Below are 18549 nucleotides of genomic sequence, written 5' to 3'. Positions count from 1 at the left end.
AAATCTAATATTCATATGGAAGTGGGTAAATGGATTTAATTCAAGAAAATGGACAGCCTCGCTACGGGCGTTTTGAATCTGTACCGTCAACCATTCACGTACAACATTATATTTATAAAACCCCTTACGGTAAGGTCCTTAAAGGCTGGCGTAAGCAATTAAAATATAAAAAATTTAAATTCTGTGGCATTCAACATAAACACTATAGTATTGGTCTGGCAATTGCAGATATCGGCTGGGTCGGGCATGGCTTTTTCTATATTTATGACCATGAAACAGGGCAGGTTATTGAGTGGAATGCCATTCAGCCTTTGGGGCATAAAACCTATCTTGATGAACAACCCTTATTTAATCAAAGTTATTTTTCTAAATCTCCTTATCAGTTTGATATCCAGCATGCCAATGGTGTGCGATATATCCGAGTGACCAAATATGGTGAGATTCAACTCAGCGCTCGTATTTTTTGTGCTGGGACCGATATATTAAGTTTGTGTACACCAACTGGCATCAATGGTTGGACTTATACCCAAAAGCAGACCACGTTGGCTGTAGAGGGAATGTTTATTAATAAGCAAAACCAAGTCGTACAATTTGATGAAAAGACATTTGCATCCTTAGATGATACCTGCGGTTTTTTGCGACCTGAAACAGCTTGGTTCTGGCTTTCATGTAATTTTTGGGATGAGCAAGGGCGACGTATCGGTTTAAATTTAGCTTCTGGTGTGAATGAAAGCTTTGGTAATGAAAATTGCTTATGGATTAACGGAGTTTTATTTCCACTGACTGATGTTTTATTTGAAAAAGTAAATGATGAACTTTGGCAAATTAGCTCTCTAGATCAAAAACTTAATCTACAGGTCCATATTGGTTGGTGCAGGTACGAAAATATTAATTTAAGAATGATTGGTAGTCAGTTTAACCAGTGGCAAGCTAAAATTAGCGGCACGATTGAGCATGAAGCAACCGATATAATCAATTGCAATGAGCAATACGGTTTACTAGAACAACATTATGCAAAATGGTAACAAGCAGGTTATAAACCTGCTTGCCAGAATGCTTCACCAGCTGCAATTGGGTCATTTGTCTTTTCGAGTGTTTCAATCCAAACAGGATATTGACGAATGACTGGATGCTGACTTGGATGAAAGTCTTTTTTAAACCAATCTAAATATTGGCTTTTCATAGCTGTTAATGTCCCTTTTTTGCCAAAGAACCACGGTAAGCCTTTAAGGCTCATTAATAGTCGTTCTCTAGAACTAAAACCATCACATTTCAACATAATATTCGTGCGGTAGAGTGTAAAGCCAAACATCAGTACTGTCGTAAGAACCAATACAAATCGACGAGTCGACTCAGGAACTTCACCTACTTGTTTCATGACATCAAAAGCAACATCACGGTGCTCCATCTCTTCAATGGCATGCCAAGCAAACAGTGCTCGAACATAGGGGTGAGCATTTTCCAAAGTTTTTTTATGGCTATAAAAGGTTTCTGCCATTAGCGCTGTTAAATGTTCAGCTGCCGCCGTCATTGCAATATTGTATTGCGGTGAGCGTTTGGTGAGTTCAAAACGAAAAATTCTTTTAAGTGTGGCTGTGAACTGGTCAACAGGCATGCCTTGCTCTTTCATGAGCTGATTCATTTTGTCATGTGCAATACCGTGTTGAGCTTCTTGTTTAATGAAGTCTGCAACCCGTTTTTGTAGTTCGGGATCATCAATTTTGTCTCGGAACATACGGACACATTCAATAAAATAACGCTCTCCATCTGGAAAGGTTAAGCTGAGCGCATCAAACATACGAGTCAAAAAAGGATCATTATTAAACCAAAAGCGAGGTGCTTCGTTTAAATGAAAATCCAGATCTTTACGAACTACTGGCTCGACCTGATAAGAAACATGTGCGTTCATATTTTTATTTCTCGCATCTAACATGTTGATTAGTATGTCGCCAATAGTCGGCTTTGTTTTGACAGTTATTGCCAATTTTTATACAGTTTGCGACAAGATGGCATTAAAAAAAGGATGAGCCATGCAGGATTTTACGATTTCAAATGGTTATTTTTATCTTTGGAATACTTATCTAAAAGAAAAAGGAATCGATTGGCAGGCATTAAACCTTACAGATGTTCAGGCCCGTCAAGTTCAAAATATTTTAGCTTCATCTATTGATGCTCAATCTTCTTTAAACTTTTTTCTTGAACTTTTAGAGCTGACAGAGTCTCGTCTACAAGTTTCTAATTTAGTCCTAGAAATGGCAACTTGTATTACACCTGCCAATTTTGGTGTACTGGGATATATGGCTTCTCGAAGTGGCAGCTTCGCAGAGGTTCTTGAATATGTCATGAAATTTCATCGTCTCGTGATTGACGGTGAGCAAGTCGTGCCTATGCAAGTTGAACAAGATGCCTCTAACATTCGTTTGTACTGGCCGCTAGTTGATGCCAGTAATATCATACTTTGTGAGCTGACTTTAGCTGCTATGGTTCAGCTTGCTAAACAAATTGCCCCTTTCCATGATTTTCTCTTGCAGCATGTTGAGTTCGTGCACCGTTCACGTGGCCCATTAGTTCACTATCAGCGTTTCTTTCAATGCAAATTGTCATTTGAGCAACCTTACTATGCATTAACTTTTGCAAGTGAGGGATTGAATGTTCGTCCTCGACATGCAGACCCTAGCTTAATGCAACTTTTAGTGAAACAAGCAGAAGAGGCATTGGCTCAGCGGAAAATACATACAGATTTAGCTCAGCAAATACATTGGATTGTTCATGAATATTTCAAACACAAGCAACAAGCCCCGAAAATAGAGGATATTGCCATCGAGTTGAATATTTCAGTACGAAGCTTGCAGCGTCAATTACAGTCATTAAATACTTCATTTAAATTAATTTTAGATACTGAACGCATGAAACGCTGTGAAATATTACTTCACCAAAATGAAAGCCTCACCACAATTGCTGAACAGTTGGGATATTCGGATCAGTCGGCACTTGCACGGGCTCATAAAAATTTGACAGGACAAACTTTACTTGCGCGGAAAAGGGAATTACAACTCGCCAATAAAAATATTGAGAAATAAACTTTGTGTGGTGGTTTTTTGGTCAGTTGACGATCTAATAATGGCTCGAAAATAGGAAGCTTTGATCATTGAGAAAAGTTTCAAAATATTGATAAATGTACACCATGGGTTGTATGAATCATACAATCGAATATCGCCATAACGTTAGACCTGTTCAATGGACAAAAAATAGCGTTAAAATGCGATGTTCTTGTATTTCTACAAACAACTCCTCAATTTTAAATAATTCAAGGAAAGCACAACCCTATGTCACGTCTTGCCACCCGTTTTGAAAAGCTTAAGTCCCAACAACGTAAAGCGCTTGTATCTTATGTTATGGCGGGTGATCCACAGCCACAAGTAACGGTTCCGTTACTGCATAAAATGGTTGCGGCAGGAGTAGATGTCATTGAGCTTGGTTTACCATTTTCAGATCCAATGGCTGATGGTCCGGTAATTGCGCTTGCAGCTGAACGTGCGCTTGCAGCAGGGACTAACACGTTGGATGCACTCAACATGGTAAAAGAGTTCCGTGAGAAGGATCAGGAAACACCTGTTGTTTTAATGGGTTATCTGAATCCAGTTGAAGTGATTGGTTACGAGAAGTTTGTTTCTCATGCTAAACAATGTGGTGTAGATGGCTTATTACTTGTGGATTTACCACCAGAAGAGTCAAAAGAGTTTGGTGCTGTGTTGAAACAACATGATATGGACCAAATTTTCTTACTTGCGCCAACTTCTACAGATCAACGCATTCAACATGTGACAAATCAGGCAAGTGGTTTTATTTACTACGTTTCACTTAAGGGTGTAACTGGAGCAGCAACACTTGATACGGCAGAAGCTGCTGCGCGTATTCAAAAAATCAAAAATGCCACTAATATTCCAGTGGGTGTTGGTTTTGGTATTAGTGATGCCGCCTCAGCAAAAGCAATGGGTAACGTTGCTGATGCCGTGATTGTAGGTAGTGCTTTCGTTAAAAATTTTGCAACGTTGGCAGCGGATGACGCTGTTGAACAGACGGTGAGTAAAGTCAAGGAGCTTCGAGCAGCGCTCGATGAGTTAGTATGAATCAAGAAGTGAAACCAGGGAAAGTTCTTAGCCCTTCGACACCATGGACAAAACGTCCGGTTCCAGGTATTGAAGTCGCAGATGAGCAACAAATTCTCAAAGCAACATTTACTGAGCCAACGATTGAATGTCCTGAATGTCATGCACTAGTGACACGTACAGCAATTTCTTTCAATGCATATGTTTGTCCGCAATGTGACGAACACTTACGAATGAAAGCTCGTGACCGCTTGAACTGGTTCTTCGATAATGTTGTAACTGAATTGGGTCAAGAATTTACTGCTAAAGATCCATTAAAGTTTGTTGACTCTAAACCGTATCCAGATCGTATGCGTGAAGCGCAAAGCAAAACTGGTGAAACGGAAGCATTAATTGCCATGCAAGGTAACTTAAATGGCGTAGATATGATTGCATGTGCTTTTGAGTTCGACTTTATGGGCGGCTCAATGGGTACAGTTGTAGGTGACCGTTTTGTACAGGCTGCCGAGCTTGCAATTGAAAAACGTCAGCCATTAATCTGTTTCGCAGCTTCTGGCGGCGCACGTATGCAAGAAGGTATGTTATCGCTTATGCAAATGGCGCGTACTTCTGCTGCGATTCAAAAATTAAAAGATGCTGGCTTACCATATATCGTTGTATTAACACATCCTGTTTATGGTGGTGTAACAGCTTCTTTAGCAATGTTGGGTGATATCCATATTGCTGAACCTAAAGCGATGATTGGCTTTGCTGGTAAACGTGTAATTGAGCAGACTGTACGTGAAACTCTTGAAGAACCGTTCCAACGTGCTGAATATTTGCTTGATCATGGTGTAATCGATCAGATTGTTCATCGCCACGCTTTACGTGATACTGTATCTCGACTTGTATCGAAATTGATGAACTTACCTTGAACCAACAAGCTCCACTTTCAATAGACTCTTTAGATACATGGCTCAATTATTGGAGCCATGTTCACGTTACAGGGATAGATCTTGGTCTGGAACGTGTAATTCCTGTTGCAGAAAAGCTGGGTGTAACTCAGCCTAATGCTAAAGTTTTTACAGTAGCCGGAACGAATGGTAAAGGCTCAACCACAACCACACTGGCTGCGATATTAAACGCACAGGGTTATAAAGTTGGGTTATATCAGTCACCACATATCTATCGCTTTAATGAGCGAGTCAAATTAGGTGGAGTCGAAGTCGATGATCAAAGTCTGATTGATGCTTTTGTTCAAGTCGATCAGGCTCGTCGCGATTGTGATTTAAGCTTATCTTTTTTTGAAGCAACCACATTGGCTGCTTTTGTTATTTTTAAACAACAACAATGTGATGTATGGGTGCTCGAAGTCGGTTTGGGCGGGCGTTTAGATGTCGTCAATGTGATTGATCCCAACGTTGCAGTGATTACTAATATTGGCCTAGATCACACAGACTGGTTAGGCGATACCATCGAAAAAATTGCTTTTGAAAAAGCAGGCATTATTCGTCCACATATTCCGGTTATCTTTGCGGGTGAGCAACAATTACCGCAAGTAATTCAAGATAAAGCACAAAGTTCACAAGCAGAGTTATATACCGTTAATCGTGATTATTTCTATAAGCTCGCAGAAGATGGACAAAACTGGTACTTTGCTTCGGAAGGAACCACTTTAAAACTTCCTTTAGGTACATTAGCGATTGAAAATATTGCGGGAGCAGTTGCGGCCATTTTAAATAGCGGACTTGATATTTCTCAGTCAGCATTAGAAAAAGGTATTCAATCTGCTCGCTTAGCAGGGCGTTTTGAACAGCGTCAAGTGGATGGGAAGACGGTCATTTTTGATGCTGGGCACAATCCACATGGTGTTGAATTTTTGTTAAAGCAATTGCGAAATTTCTTAGAATACAATAAACAGTACACAGAAGTTGTCGCAGTATTTTCAATGCTGGCAGATAAAGATATAAAATCAGTAGTCGATTTATTGAAACCTACTGTTTTACATTGGAAAATTGCTGAATTGAATGTGCCGCGTGCTGCACCGATTCAGCAACTCAATGATGCCTTGCAAGGCCAGACAGTACAACAATATGGCAATATCAAAGAGGCTTTTAAATCAGCGCTTGAGCAAACAAATAACAATCAGCTGATTTTGGCCTGTGGTTCGTTTCATACTTTAGAAGCGATTTGGGAGTATTTGGAAGAATGTCAATGAATAACAAACAACGCTGGATGGGTGGCGTTGTTTTACTAGGAGGTGGTGTTTTATTGGCAGCATTACTCCTAAAAGGAAATGAGGAAATAAAACAGGTTGAAGTTCAACCCTCCGCATCCACATCCCCAAAAACTCAAACTAAACCAAAACAGACAACTGAAGGGCAAATGGTACAACTACAACCTCTTGCGGTTGATGTTGAAACTGAAAAACGGTTGCTAGAAGAACAGCGTCGTGCGCGTGAAAAAGCCGTTGCTGAACAAGAAGCACGTGCAGCTGAGTTCTTAGCAATGCAGCAGCAAGCTGAAGCTGAAGCTGCTCGTAAAGCTGCAGCAGAGTACGCTGCGATTAATGCGCGCCGTGCAGCGGCTCAAGAAAGTTCAGATAATATTCCACCGGAGTTAGTGGGTGAGGCGAAAGCTAAAAACCAGCAAACCAATACGGTGAATAAAACAACTGATACTTCAAAAATAGATGCAGACAAGAAAGCTGCTGAAGCAAAACGCCAAGCAGAAGCAGACAAGAAAGCGGCTGATGCTAAGCGTCAAGCTGAAGCAGACAAAAAAGCAACTGAAGCAAAACGCCAAGCGGAAGCAGACAAGAAAGCAGCTGAAGCTAAACGACAAGCAGAAGCTGATAAAAAGGCTGCAGAAGCGAAACGGCAAGCAGAAGCAGACAAGAAAGCTGCTGAAGCCAAACGACAAGCAGAAGCTGATAAAAAAGCTTCTGATGCTAAACGAAAAGCTGAAGCTGAGAAAAAAGCTGAAGCTGAAAAAGCGCGTGAATTGCTTGAAAATGGCGATAAAAAGTGGATGGTTCAAGTCGCTTTGGCTGCTAACCAGGCCAATGCAGATGCAGTTGTTTCCAAATTACGAGCTAAAGGCTATAAGGTCACTACAAGCCCAACCAGTAAGGGTATTCGTATTATGGTTGGACCTGCAAAAGACCGTGATACAGCAGATGCTGCTCGTAAGAAAATTTCTTCTGATTCAAGTTTAAATATGAAATCGGCGTGGGTGATTGACTGGGTGCCGTTAGACCAACGTTAACCAGAGTAAAAATTCTACTCAAGATGTCACTAAGATGGATTCGACAGTTGTTGTTGAATCCATTTTACATTTTCAGGTGTGAATAAACGGTCAATATTCTTCCAAATAATATGATAACCATAACCACCTTCTTTCATTTCCTTAACCGCATCATCAATTGCCCAATTTTCAAAAATAATGCGGTACATGGCAACGCTAGCACCTGTACGGTCTGAACCATGGTAACAGTGCAATAAAACACGTTGATTATTCTGCTTGGCAATTTTGATTTGTTGCATGACTTCTAAGAGATCTTGTCGGTCAATTGCCCAAGTGTTGATAGGAATATGCACAAGATTAAAATTTTCATTTTTAAAAACTAAAGTATCTGCGTCTTTGGCTCTTAAATTAATGATCGTTCCAATTTGATGATTCTTTAATTCAGAAATCATTGCAGCATCAGGCTGTTCACTGCGATAAACATCATTACTAATTTGATAAAAGTTATGAGTCTGAGAAACTAAGCTTCCCCAATCTTGTGGTCGATGCTCATAGGCGATACTTTCGTGCTGCATACACCCTTGTAAACTTATACAGATGATAAGTGTAAGGAGCGATAATTTTTTCATGTTTGATACCGTTTCAGCTCATCAGGGTCGTGAGCACAAATTATTTCAATCGTTGGTTCATGTTGAGCTAAATGCTGTAAACGCTTGAGATTAAAAAGACGCTTTTCATTATCTTCTGCAAATGTTTTTTCCAACAGACCGAGTGATCTTAATTTATTTTTAGGGTTTAACTCTAGGTGTGAGTAGTAGGCATCTCCACAAAATAATAACCATTGATTTTGCTGCTTTATTGCAATACCGCAATGTCCAGCTGAATGCCCCAACAGTGGTACCATTAAAATTTCATCTTGAAACAGTGGAAATCCTTTTACTTTTTCGAGGTTAAACCATGCTTCACCTTTTTGATATTCAACAGAGTTCCAGTAGCGATGGTCTTTATATTGATTGGTTCTATAACGAAGTTTGCCCTTAAAATTTGGAAGTTGGGCTGCGTTATATTCTGCAGCTAAAACATGCACAGTGGCATGTGGAAAATCTGAAATTCCACCAGCATGATCAAAATCAAGATGAGTGATAAAGATGTGCTGTACATCCTTCGGATTAAATCCTAGCTTTTGAATTTGTTGGATCGCACTAAACTCAAGGTTAGGCTCAATTTTGCCTAAACGTTTAACTAATGAGCCTAGGCGTTGCTTCATATGTAAGTAATCTTGCAAGCCAAAGCCCGTATCGATAAGCACTAAGCCTCGATCAGTTTCAACTAAAAGACAATGACAGATGACTTCAGCTCGGAAGCCTTTTTGTCCAAATAAAGGGGCGCAAACTGGGCACATGCTGCCACACTTTAAATGATGAATTTTAGAGATCATGATTTTTATTTTTTTACCGAATCGCTTCGAGTTATAACTGATCTGAGCAATAAAAACTATGCTTATTCAATACATAAATAAAAAGCCATCACTATAGATGACTTTTTTGTGTGATATTTAATCTACGTGTGCCTATGCGCTTTGCTTGTCTTGTAGCGAATCTTTCAAGTGCTTGCCTACGCGCTTCGCTTGTCTTGAAAGCAATAAAACCTAGTCGGTTTTATTGCTTTCAGGCTGTGGCGTGAGGCGTAAATAAGGTTTAACAGCCGTATAACCTTTAGGGAAACGCTGTTTAATTTCTTCTTCATCTTTAAGTGACGGAACAATAACGACATCTTCACCTTGCTGCCAGTTCGCAGGCGTAGCGACTTTATGCTTATCTGTTAATTGTAATGAATCCACAACACGTAAGACTTCATTAAAATTTCGGCCAGTTGAAGCAGGGTAAGTAATGATTAAGCGAACTTTTTTGTTAGGATCAATAATCACTAATGAGCGTACTGTCAGAGTTTCGCTAGCATTAGGGTGAATGAAACCATAGAGCTCAGATACTTTACGGTCTTTATCTGCAATGATTGGAAAGTTTACAGTTGTATTTTGTGTTTCATTGATGTCGTTGATCCAGCCTTTGTGAGACTCTACATCGTCTACAGACAAAGCAATCGCTTTAACATTTCGCTTCGTAAATTCATCTTTTAATTTTGCTGTATAACCTAACTCAGTTGTACATACGGGTGTATAGTCAGCTGGATGTGAAAATAAGATTCCCCAACTATCCCCTAAAAAATCATAAAAATTAATCGTGCCTTCACTCGATTCTTGTTGAAAATCGGGAGCAGTATCTCCTAATCGTAGTGTCATGATCTTTCCTCAATTGCGCATAATTTGATATTTGATTGAATGAATATGCAGTATTTACTTTATGATTAAAATTATTGTTTTTGTATTTTATTATGAAGTTTTTATATAAGTGTAAATATATATGACTAAAACTCATTATTTTAAGTGCTTAATCAATGTAACTTTAAGGTAAATTTGCTAAATTAGATTTCTCGGAAGTTATGCTTAATCGATGAGCGTTAATGGTGTGTTTTTGGTGCTCGGCACATTAAGGGGAGATTAGATGAATGAAAAACCACTCGTCTAACTATCAGATTTTTTTTAGGGGTTTTGTGCAAACCCCTTGTACTTCAAATTTCTGGCACCATAATAAACGACTGAGAAAAAGTTTATTCATTTGACCAAGCAAGATTTAGAGAGTTTATCCATGTTGGCAAGTCTGATCGGAGGTATCTTCGGTACAAAAAATGAGCGTGAACTCAAACGCATGCGCAAAATTGTTGAGCAAATCAATGCGCTCGAGCCGACGATATCAGCTTTAAGCGATGCAGACTTATCTGCAAAAACTCCAGAATTCAAACAACGTTATAATAATGGCGAAAGTTTAGATAAATTACTTCCAGAAGCGTTTGCAGTTTGTCGTGAAGCTGCTAAACGTGTAATGGGTATGCGTCATTATGACGTTCAGTTAATTGGTGGTATTACCTTACATGAAGGTAAGATTGCCGAGATGCGTACTGGTGAAGGTAAAACCCTTATGGGTACTCTGGCGTGTTATTTAAACGCTTTGAGTGGTCAGGGTGTACATGTCATTACTGTGAACGATTATTTGGCACAGCGTGATGCCGAGTTGAACCGCCCATTATTTGAATTTTTGGGCCTATCAATTGGTACGATTTATTCAATGCAAGGTCCATCAGAAAAAGCGGAAGCTTATCTTGCAGATATTACTTACGGTACCAATAACGAATTCGGTTTTGACTACTTACGTGACAACATGGTGTTTTCTTTAGCAGAAAAGAAACAACGTGGTTTGCACTATGCCATTATCGATGAAGTTGACTCCATCTTAATTGATGAGGCACGTACACCATTAATTATTTCTGGTCAAAGTGAAGACTCTTCACACCTCTACAGTGCAATCAATACGATTCCACCTAAATTGCATCCGCAAAAAGAAGAAAAAGTATCAGATGGCGGTCACTTCTGGATTGATGAAAAGCAGCGTTCAGTTGAAATGACCGAAGTTGGTTATGAAACTGTTGAACAAGAACTTATTCAAATGGGCTTGTTGGCCGAAGGCGAAAGCTTATATTCAGCAACAAACCTAAACCTTGTTCACCATGTATCTGCTGCTATTCGTGCGCATTTCCTATTCCAACGTGATGTTCACTATATTATTCATGATGGTGAAGTGGTTATTGTCGATGAACATACGGGTCGTACGATGCCGGGTCGTCGTTGGTCAGAAGGTTTGCATCAAGCTGTCGAAGCAAAAGAAGGCTTAGAAATTCAGCCTGAAAACCAAACTTTAGCGACAACAACATTCCAGAACTATTTCCGTCTCTATAAAAAGCTTTCGGGTATGACAGGTACTGCTGATACCGAAGCTGCGGAAATGAAAGAAATTTACGGTCTTGATGTTGTGATTATTCCAACTCACCGTCCAATGATTCGTAACGACCAAAACGATTTAATTTATTTAAACCGTAACGGCAAATATAACGCGATTATTCAAGAAATTATGAATATTCGTCGGCAGGGTGTTGCTCCTATTCTGATTGGTACAGCAACCATTGAAGCCAGCGAAATTTTATCTTCTAAGTTAATGCAAGCTGGTATTCATCATGAAGTTTTGAACGCAAAACAACATGAGCGTGAAGCTGACATTATTGCTCAAGCGGGTAGCCCGAATGCAGTAACGATTGCAACTAACATGGCTGGTCGTGGTACGGATATTATCTTGGGTGGTAACTGGAAAGCTAAGCTTGCCAAACTTGAAAACCCAACTGCAGAAGATGAAGCACGTCTAAAAGCACAATGGGAACAAGACCACGAAGATGTATTGCAAGCAGGTGGTTTGCATATTATTGGTTCTGAACGCCATGAATCACGTCGTATTGACAACCAGTTACGTGGTCGTGCCGGTCGTCAGGGTGACCCAGGTGTTTCTCGTTTCTATTTATCTCTTGAAGATGATCTGATGCGTATTTTCGCAGGCGACCGTGTCGTTGGTATGATGCGCGCGATGGGTTTGAAAGAAGACGAAGCGATTGAACATAAAATGGTGAGCCGTTCGATTGAGAATGCTCAGCGTAAAGTTGAAGCACGTAACTTTGATATTCGTAAAAACTTATTGAAATACGATGATGTGAATAATGAACAGCGTAAGATCATTTACTCACAACGTGATGAAGTATTAGCTGAAAACACCTTAAAAGAATACGTTGAAGAAATGCATCGTGAAGTGATGCAAGGCATGATTGCCAACTTTATTCCACCAGAGTCAATTCATGACCAGTGGGATGTGGAAGGTTTAGAAAATGCTTTACGTATTGATTTAGGTATTGAGCTGCCAATTCAAGAATGGTTAGACCAAGATCGTCGTTTAGATGAAGAAGGTTTGGTTGAGCGTATTAGTGATGAAGTAATTGAACGTTATCGTCAGCGCCGCGCTCAAATGGGTGATGAATCAGCAGCAATGCTTGAGCGCCATTTCGTTTTAAACTCTCTTGATCGCCATTGGAAAGATCACTTAGCTGCAATGGATTATTTGCGCCAAGGTATTCACTTACGTGGCTATGCGCAAAAGAACCCTGAACAGGAATATAAGAAAGAAGCTTTCAACCTGTTCGTAAACATGTTGGGTATTATTAAAACTGATGTTGTGACTGATTTGTCTCGTGTACATATCCCAACACCAGAAGAACTTGCAGAAATGGAAGCTCAACAGCAGCAGCAAGCTGAATCAATGAAGCTTTCTTTTGAACATGATGATGTAGATGGTTTAACTGGTGAAGTTACACTTTCTCAAGAAACCATGAACGAGTCTGCTGAACAGCAAGCTTTCCCTGTTCCAGAAAGCCGTAATGCACCATGCCCATGTGGTTCAGGACTAAAATATAAGCAATGTCACGGTAAGATCTAATCTGCCTTCACAAAAAAAAGCAGAACAATTGTTCTGCTTTTTTTATGTTTGTAGTAAGCCTGTGAATAATGTTTGCAGTTTTAAGCATTAAATGCTATTTACTTCTCATCCAGAGTGTATGTTGGAAAGACAATGAAAAAAGTATTACAACCTTTATTTTTAACTGTTCTTGCTGTACCAAGTTTTGTTTTTGCAGCAGAAGCAGCTTCAGCCCCTCAAACGACAACGGTTGACAAAGTACTTGCAGCAAAAGGCCCAACTTCGGCTCAAGCTGTAGTGAAGCAAGAAAATACTACAGTGATTAGTCCACGTACAGGTATTCGCTATACGTTGGGTAACACAGGTAATCGCCCAATTATTTTACAAACTACTGCGATTGCTCCAGCAAACTCAGCAAACATTAATCGTATTGTGGCAAGTAACCCTGCTCTCTCTGCAAAAAGCCAAGAAAAAGCAAAAGTTGCTTTAATCGGTGAAGCAGCTGTAGCAGGACCAGCGGCAGTTGCAGCAAGTAATGTAACAGCGCCAGCTGCAACAAATAGTGTTGCTCCAGCAAATCCTGCATCAATGAATTAATTCATTTACGTATAAAAAAAGCCAGTTCAAATTGAACTGGCTTTTTTTATAGGGGTGTCTTTAAAACTTTAAATCTGATTATTGACATCATCATTTTTCGTTTCACGAATAAGTAAGAACGCAACTAATGATAAAAGTGATGCAGCAGTAAGATAATAACCAACCGCATATAAACCATAAGTTTCAGCAAGTTTAGTCGCAATCAGTGGGGCAAAAGATGCACCAAAAATACCAGCCAAGTTAAAGGTTAATGCTGAACCTGTATAACGAACAGAGGTTGGGAAAAGTTCAGAAAGAACTGTACCAATTGGACCATAGGTTAAGCCCATAATTGCCAAGCCAGTACATAAGAAAAGGAATACGATTAAGGTATTTCCAGACTCTAACATGCTAGAGAAAAACAAGCCGAAAATCGCAGCAGCGATACAGACGCCAATAGAAGTTGTTTTTCGACCAAATTTTTCTGCAAAAATAGCCGATAAAGGAATGAATGCGGCGAAGCAAAGTGTAGCAAAGAGTTGAAGTTCTAAAAATTCACCACGCGCATAACCCAGTTTAGTGGTTCCCCAGTTTAAGGCAAATACGGTAGTAAGATAGAACACAACAAAGGTACAGATGGCTGCAACTGTACCAAGAATAAGCTTACCTGTATGTTTGGTTAAGACTTCTTTAAATGGAATATTAACTTCTTTTTGCTTATCTAAGACTTTCTGGAAAGCTGGAGTTTCATGAAGTTTTAAACGGATATATAAGCCAACAATAACCAATACAGCACTAGCAATGAATGGAATACGCCAACCCCATTGCATGAATGCTTGCTCAGGAATAACTGCGCTTAATAGTAAGAATGAACCTGTTGCCAAAATAAAGCCAATTGGGGCACCTAGCTGCGGAAACATGCCGTACCATGCTCTTTTTCCTTCTGGGGCATTTTCAGTCGCTAATAATACTGCGCCACTCCATTCACCACCTAAGCCTAGCCCTTGTCCTAAACGACAAACAGCTAATAGTAATGGTGCGACAATCCCGATTTGGGCATAGGTTGGAAGTAAACCAATAAATACGGTTGAAATACCCATGGTCAGTAAAGCCGCAACTAAAGTTGCTTTACGGCCGATACGATCTCCTAGATGGCCAAATAATGCGGCACCGATAGGACGAGCAATAAAGGCAATTGCAAAGGTTGCCAGAGATTGTAAGACTGCGGCACTGCCACTACTAGCAGGGAAAAATAGGTGAGGAAAGATAATCACGGCGGCTGTTGCATAGATATAAAAGTCGAAGAACTCAATAGTTGTACCGACTAAGCTTGCAAACAAAACTCGTGTTTTTGAATTAGTGGCTACTACAGGAGCAGCAGTCGCAGAAGTTGACTCCATATAAGTCCTTATATCCGTTAAAATTTATTTTTAATAGCTACTCTTTTTAAAGACGTATTTTTCTCAAAGAATAGCGTGAAAGAACATCATCCATGACTCTTTCAGGATCACTGAATATGAGTGAAAAATGGACTAAACAATGTACCAATAGATCGCAAGAAAGTGTGCTCCTGCACCTAAAAGCACAAAAATATGCCAGATCGCATGGGTATATCTTACCTTTTTTAACGCGTAAAACAATGCTCCAACCGTATAAGCTAACCCGCCAATAATCAAGAAAATCAATGCGTCTTTACTCAAATAAGTACGCATATCATCCATTACAAAAACGGCAAGCCATCCCATTACAATATAGGCCAGCAAAGAAATTTTTTGAAAACGATGAATAAAAACTAACTTGAAAAGTGTACCAATTGCAGCAATGCTCCAGAGAGCAATAAGTAAAATATGAGCTTTTTGTGTAGGTATAGCAATGCTTAAGAATGGGGTATATGTTCCAGCAATTAAATAATAAATGGCAGTGTGATCGAGTTTTTTATACCAGTAGCGTAGGTTTTGTGTTTGAGCAAAATGATAGAGTGTAGAACTGGTGAAAACTAAAATTAGACTAAATGAATATACCCATAAGCCCACCCACTGAGCAGTTGAAAGATAAGATCCCTTTATAATTAAAAAGATAGACGCTACAACTGCCATAACAACACCAGCACCATGACTATAGGCATTAAATAGTTCTTCTTTTGGATCGTAAGTTTCCAACACAGATTTACTCATAACTTTAATTTTTTTGATTAAAAATACAAATGTATAGAAATACAAAACAGTCGTAAAGTTATTTTATTTTTAATCCTAGACCCTTTAAACTTCTATTTTATATGAGTCTTCATTTTTCAGGTATATCTGTGTCGGTTTTCTCCTTTGAGCAAGAACAGCAATTCTTTCATGAAATCAAGCAAATGCTTGACCAACAAGCTTTTGAGCGTTTGATCTTGAGCCAATATAAGGGAGAGTTGGCGCAGCTGGAAAAAATCACTTTCCGCGTTGTAGAGCTACATGGTCAAAAACAGCTTTCAGCTCTATATCATCACACGACCCAAGATGTGACTAAAAACTATTCATTTCAAGAAGGTTTGCAACAGATTGAGCAATTAATCACTCAGTGTAAGCAAGCAAACTTATTTTCGACTACTCAAGAAATTCAACTTAAAAAAAATAAGAAAAAAGCCATATTAAATATGGGCAAAAAGCAGGCAATAAATACGACACAAACGGTTCAAGCGCATGACCGTGAAAAGCAGCGCTATGTACAGCAGGGGAATGCATTTTTAAAAGAGCTGGGTATTACTGATGAAAAAGCTCAGGTCATTCCAAGCATGGCTCGTAAATGGAAACAGATTAATAAATTTATCGAAATTTTTGCGAGTGCCTATGAACAGATTGATGCGTCTCAACAAGAGTTACGCATTGTCGATTTTGGATCAGGTAAAGGTTATTTAACTTTTGCATTATATGATTATCTGCAACAACAACAGAAAACACCATTAATTACTGGTGTAGAGCTGCGTCGTAATTTGGTGGAGTTTTGCCAGAACGTTGCAGACAAAGTTCATTTCAATCATTTAGACTTTTTTGAAGGTGATGTTCGTAGTTATCAACCGGAAAAGCTGGATGTAATGATTGCCTTACACGCGTGTGATATTGCGACTGACTTTGCTATTCATACAGGAATTCGTCTAAACGCTTCGATGATTATGTGCGCGCCATGTTGCCACAAAGAGTTACGTCCTCAATTACATAGTCCAGAAGTTTTACAACCAATGCTACAGTTTGGTATTCATGCTGGACAACAAGCCGAGATGCTGACTGACACTTTACGTGCGTTACTTTTAAAAGCGTATGGTTATGAAACCAAAGTTTTTGAGTTTGTGTCTCTTGAACATACCAGCAAAAATAAAATGATTTTGGCGACAAAACGTAGAAATGTTTCACAGCCTGACGCCAAGATTATGGCTCAAATACAAGCATTGAAAGAAATGTACGGAATTAAAAAACAAACGTTGGAATTGTTATTGCAAGATCAGTTGCCGATCGAAAATATCGGCTGTAAGTGCTAGGAAGGTGAATGGATGTATAAAATTGTAGAGGGTGGTTGGGAACAGCTTGAGCAAGATGCCAAATACATCCGTGAACAAGTCTTTATCCAAGAACAGGGAATTGCACCTGAAGATGAATGGGACGACTTGGATGCCACAGTTCTACATTTTATTGTCTATGACAAAGATCAGCCTATCGCTACAGCACGTTTGTTGCCGCAGCATAGCGTAGGGCGTGTTGCTGTTTTAATGCCTTATCGAAAGCAGGGTGTAGGTAAAATTTTAATGCAGCATATTATTGACTATGCACGTCGTCATAAACTGCCTTACTTAAAGCTTTCTGCGCAAACTTATGTGACAGCTTTTTACGAAGCTTTAGGTTTTCATGTGCAAGGTGAGATTTACGAAGACTGTGGCATTCCACATATTGATATGGTTTTAGAGCTAAATTGAGACTTCTTTTTAGAAATCTCAATTTAGATTTATTTCATTGCATTCCAGTTTTCGATGGCTTGTAAGCCAGTCTCTAAACCGACTTCATAGCTATAGCGAAGCTTTTTCGGATTAGTAGTTAAACGGCCAGCCATATTTTTAAGTGGTGGTGGGCACACTTCTAAAATTTGCTGTTCTGGATTTTCACCACGAACAAAATCGACCGAAGCGTTATAACGAGCACAGCGGCTACGCAAGCTGTTTGCAAAACCATAATGATGTTTAAAAGCATATTTTGCGAGGAATTGATCACCTCGACTACTTGCTTTGAAATAGTTTTTCGGACGACTACGTAAAACTAACAGTTTTTTTACGCCACTTTGCTGAGCCGTCCAGCGAATGGGTAAGGCATCTGCAACGCCACCATCAAAATAAGGTTCACCCATAATATCGACGGGATGACGCGTTAAAACTGGAATTGAGCTAGAAGCACGAAGCGCATTTAGCAAATTATCTTTACCCGCACGAAGATATTCTGGATGGCCTGTTTTAGCATGCGTCAACACCATATAAAAATCAGGATTTTTGGCAAAAAGACTCTGTTGATCAAGTGGATGTTCTTTTTCACCAATTTCCCACATCCATTTTAAATCAAGTAAATCACCGCCTTTAAAAAAGCGTTTGTAATCGATGAATTCAGGACGAAGTGAGTGATCAATATAAAACGTTAGAGTGCGGCCTTGCTGGCCTGCTAAGTAGTTGGCGACATTGGTTGAACCAGACGATACACCAACGTATAGGTCAAAAGGATTGAACTGCTGTTGTAAAAATGAGTCAAGTACACCACTGGTAAAGGCACCACGCATGCCTCCACCTTCTACAACCAGTGCGTTGCGGGAAAAATCTGTCATTTGAAAAATATCTGATTACTGAGTTGATTGCTTATGTTCTTGCATATCCATTTCAGGCATGTTGTCACTATGCTGAGCATGTTGCTCTGTAGAGTGTTCAGCCTTTTGCTGCATTTGCTCTTGTTGAGCTTTGCGCTGTGCACCTGGCATATAGTCAGGTTCATTACTCATTGCTAAATAGAAAAAGCCAAGGAAAATCGCACTTAAAACACCAACGATCAGAACAAATTTCCAGCCTAAAATTGCTGACTCGGAAGAATTTTTATCGGACATAAGAATTTCTCGAATGTGCTATAGAAGCACAAAAATGAAGTCTATTTATAGCATATTTGGGCAGGGGGCTGAAATCTTAAAGGCCATAAAGAAAAACCCATATAAATAAAATATATTTATATGGG

General features: G+C 39.4%; 18 protein-coding genes. 10 read left to right on the top strand and 8 right to left on the bottom strand.

Annotated features, from left to right (window positions below):
* The first annotated feature begins 29 nt into the window (after positions 1-29).
* Positions 30-1025 carry a DUF2804 domain-containing protein gene (locus HJG58_RS06630; protein WP_032056703.1) on the top strand — a complete coding sequence of 332 codons (996 nt, stop codon included), beginning with the start codon at positions 30-32 and terminating at the stop codon, positions 1023-1025.
* Positions 1026-1033: 8 nt separating this feature from the next.
* Here HJG58_RS06630 and HJG58_RS06625 read toward each other — a convergent pair whose 3' ends face one another.
* Complete coding sequence (locus HJG58_RS06625) at positions 1034-1909, bottom strand: metal-dependent hydrolase (RefSeq protein ID WP_199978012.1); 876 nt, start codon at positions 1907-1909, stop codon at positions 1034-1036.
* A gap of 121 nt (positions 1910-2030) precedes the next feature.
* Here HJG58_RS06625 and HJG58_RS06620 point away from each other — a divergent pair, with 121 nt between their 5' ends.
* From HJG58_RS06620 to HJG58_RS06600, 5 genes are all read left to right on the top strand, one after another.
* The gene (locus HJG58_RS06620) at positions 2031-3080 is read left to right on the top strand and encodes an AraC family transcriptional regulator (protein WP_170248326.1); all 1050 of its coding nucleotides are present in this window, start codon (positions 2031-2033) and stop codon (positions 3078-3080) included.
* A 246-nt stretch (positions 3081-3326) separates the two neighbouring features.
* Positions 3327-4130 carry a tryptophan synthase subunit alpha gene (gene trpA, locus HJG58_RS06615; protein WP_170248325.1) on the top strand — a complete coding sequence of 268 codons (804 nt, stop codon included), beginning with the start codon at positions 3327-3329 and terminating at the stop codon, positions 4128-4130.
* Entirely contained in the window at positions 4127-5023 is an 897-nt protein-coding gene (gene accD / locus HJG58_RS06610) for an acetyl-CoA carboxylase, carboxyltransferase subunit beta (protein WP_086265215.1), read from the top strand. The genes trpA and accD overlap by 4 nt, the downstream gene beginning before the upstream one ends.
* Positions 5020-6306, top strand: coding sequence for a bifunctional tetrahydrofolate synthase/dihydrofolate synthase (gene folC, locus HJG58_RS06605; protein WP_170248324.1), 1287 nt, complete (start codon positions 5020-5022; stop codon positions 6304-6306). Before accD ends, folC begins: the two co-directional genes overlap by 4 nt.
* Positions 6297-7355 carry an SPOR domain-containing protein gene (locus HJG58_RS06600; protein WP_170248323.1) on the top strand — a complete coding sequence of 353 codons (1059 nt, stop codon included), beginning with the start codon at positions 6297-6299 and terminating at the stop codon, positions 7353-7355. Before folC ends, HJG58_RS06600 begins: the two co-directional genes overlap by 10 nt.
* Before the next feature lie 29 nt (positions 7356-7384).
* On the opposite strand, the gene HJG58_RS06595 is transcribed toward HJG58_RS06600, so the two are convergent.
* The 3 genes from HJG58_RS06595 to HJG58_RS06585 all read right to left on the bottom strand — a co-directional run bounded on the left by HJG58_RS06595 (position 7385) and on the right by HJG58_RS06585 (position 9633).
* Positions 7385-7963, bottom strand: coding sequence for a dual specificity protein phosphatase family protein (locus HJG58_RS06595; RefSeq protein ID WP_216076528.1), 579 nt, complete (start codon positions 7961-7963; stop codon positions 7385-7387).
* A complete protein-coding gene (locus tag HJG58_RS06590) occupies positions 7960-8772 on the bottom strand; it encodes an MBL fold metallo-hydrolase (protein WP_171545240.1) in 813 nt (270 codons plus the stop codon). Before HJG58_RS06590 ends, HJG58_RS06595 begins: the two co-directional genes overlap by 4 nt.
* Before the next feature lie 210 nt (positions 8773-8982).
* Entirely contained in the window at positions 8983-9633 is a 651-nt protein-coding gene (locus HJG58_RS06585; protein WP_005050084.1) for a peroxiredoxin, read from the bottom strand.
* 406 nt (positions 9634-10039) lie between these two features.
* Here HJG58_RS06585 and secA point away from each other — a divergent pair, with 406 nt between their 5' ends.
* Together secA and HJG58_RS06575 are read left to right on the top strand one after the other, a co-directional pair.
* On the top strand, positions 10040-12760 hold the full coding sequence (gene secA / locus HJG58_RS06580; protein WP_170248322.1) for a preprotein translocase subunit SecA: 2721 nt from the start codon (positions 10040-10042) through the stop codon (positions 12758-12760).
* Positions 12761-12892: 132 nt separating this feature from the next.
* Positions 12893-13336 (top strand): hypothetical protein, encoded by a 444-nt coding sequence (locus HJG58_RS06575; RefSeq protein ID WP_002116535.1) that lies wholly within the window; start codon positions 12893-12895, stop codon positions 13334-13336.
* A gap of 68 nt (positions 13337-13404) precedes the next feature.
* Here HJG58_RS06575 and HJG58_RS06570 read toward each other — a convergent pair whose 3' ends face one another.
* Both HJG58_RS06570 and trhA read right to left on the bottom strand, forming a co-directional pair.
* Positions 13405-14715, bottom strand: coding sequence for an MFS transporter (locus tag HJG58_RS06570; RefSeq protein ID WP_170248321.1), 1311 nt, complete (start codon positions 14713-14715; stop codon positions 13405-13407).
* Positions 14716-14847: 132 nt separating this feature from the next.
* The gene (gene trhA / locus HJG58_RS06565) at positions 14848-15489 is read right to left on the bottom strand and encodes a PAQR family membrane homeostasis protein TrhA (protein WP_170248320.1); all 642 of its coding nucleotides are present in this window, start codon (positions 15487-15489) and stop codon (positions 14848-14850) included.
* 128 nt (positions 15490-15617) lie between these two features.
* Here trhA and HJG58_RS06560 point away from each other — a divergent pair, with 128 nt between their 5' ends.
* Both HJG58_RS06560 and HJG58_RS06555 read left to right on the top strand, forming a co-directional pair.
* Positions 15618-16829: a class I SAM-dependent methyltransferase gene (locus tag HJG58_RS06560; RefSeq protein WP_170248319.1), complete on the top strand. Its 1212-nt coding sequence runs from the start codon at positions 15618-15620 to the stop codon at positions 16827-16829.
* A 12-nt stretch (positions 16830-16841) separates the two neighbouring features.
* Positions 16842-17261: a GNAT family N-acetyltransferase gene (locus HJG58_RS06555; RefSeq protein WP_170248318.1), complete on the top strand. Its 420-nt coding sequence runs from the start codon at positions 16842-16844 to the stop codon at positions 17259-17261.
* A gap of 29 nt (positions 17262-17290) precedes the next feature.
* Here the strand turns inward: HJG58_RS06555 and HJG58_RS06550 are convergent, their stop codons facing one another.
* Together HJG58_RS06550 and HJG58_RS06545 are read right to left on the bottom strand one after the other, a co-directional pair.
* Positions 17291-18151, bottom strand: a complete 861-nt coding sequence (locus tag HJG58_RS06550) for a patatin-like phospholipase family protein (protein ID WP_170248317.1) — start codon at positions 18149-18151, stop codon at positions 17291-17293.
* A 15-nt stretch (positions 18152-18166) separates the two neighbouring features.
* Positions 18167-18424 (bottom strand): hypothetical protein, encoded by a 258-nt coding sequence (locus tag HJG58_RS06545; protein ID WP_001280981.1) that lies wholly within the window; start codon positions 18422-18424, stop codon positions 18167-18169.
* Between the last annotated feature and the right edge of the window lie 125 nt (positions 18425-18549).

Source organism: Acinetobacter geminorum, assembly GCF_013009345.1.
Taxonomy (GTDB): domain Bacteria; phylum Pseudomonadota; class Gammaproteobacteria; order Pseudomonadales; family Moraxellaceae; genus Acinetobacter; species Acinetobacter geminorum.
The sequence above is the reverse complement of the archived record's forward strand: the minus strand, read 5'-3'. Positions and strand labels throughout refer to the sequence as shown.